The following is a 1,198-nucleotide window of genomic DNA, read 5'->3' as shown; positions in this document are numbered from 1 at the left end:
CCATCACACACAAACGGTGCTCTGACGGATTGTAAGCACATGGTTTCAGGAACTATTTCACTCCCCTCCCGGGGTACTTTTCACCATTCCCTCACGGTACTCATACACTATCGGTCACACTAAGTATTTAGGCTTACCGGGTGGTCCCGGCAGATTCACAGCAGATTCCACGAGCCCGCTGCTACTCGGGCAACCCAACAACCCACATGCCATTGTCTTCAACTACAGGACTCTCACCTTCTCCGGCAGGCCATTCCAAACCACTTCACCTAACAACAACACACGAGCACGATGATGGTAGTCACCGCAAATTGGGGCCCACAACACCGCACACACAACCCCTACCAGGTATCACATGCACACGGTTTAGCCTCATCCACGTTCGTTCGCCACTACTAGCAGAATCATTATTATTTTCTCCTCCTACGGGTACTGAGATGTTTCACTTCCCCGCGTAAACCCCCACAACAGCTATGAATTCACTGAAGGGTAACCCCACATAACCAGGGCCAGGTTTCCCCATTCGGACATCCTCGGATCAACGCTTAATTGACAACTCCCCGAGGCTTAACGCAGCCTTTCACGTCCTTCATCGGCTCAGCATGCCAAGGCATCCACCATGCGCCCTTAATAACGAACACACAAACCACCACACACAACAAAAGCGCGCGGGTGGCCACACAAGTGAACTTGACAAAAATTGATTAAAGAAAAAAGAAATCACACAAACACACACAAACAAACCACAAAAGCAATCCATCCGTGCGTGTTTAATGCTCGCGTCCACTATACAGTTCTCACACAACACCCCAACCACAACCCACCAACACAATAAGTGTCAACAAGACTCATGGTCAGGCACACAAAAAAGGGGATAATGCCCCAGACACCCAACAATGCACCAACATACAAACAACAATTACTTTTCACTGTGCACGGACAACGTGTGTCACAAAGCGCCATTCAAACACTCGGCTTGTCTCATCAGGTATGTGTTTCACCCGGACAATTTTTCAACAATAAAAGCTGGCAGCATGACACTCGCATACTCAACCAACCAAGGGTGCAACTGCACCCGAAAAATAAAAGCTCCTTAGAAAGGAGGTGATCCACCCGCACCTTCCGGTACGGGTACCTTGTTACGACTTCGTCCCAATCGCCGATCCCACCTTCGACGGCTCCCTAACAAGTTTGGGCC

2 rRNA genes are annotated in these 1,198 nt (G+C 49.6%); both read right to left on the bottom strand.

The window, feature by feature from the left end:
- Window positions 1-641, bottom strand: a 23S ribosomal RNA gene (locus MHK09_RS11600); the annotation flags it as partial.
- Between the two features lie 456 nt (window positions 642-1,097).
- Window positions 1,098-1,198 (bottom strand): 16S ribosomal RNA (locus MHK09_RS11595); the annotation flags it as partial.

The sequence above is a fragment of the Corynebacterium tuberculostearicum genome, assembly GCF_022347235.1.
GTDB classification, from domain to species: domain Bacteria; phylum Actinomycetota; class Actinomycetes; order Mycobacteriales; family Mycobacteriaceae; genus Corynebacterium; species Corynebacterium tuberculostearicum_F.
This window is presented reverse-complemented; position numbering and strand designations above follow the sequence as displayed.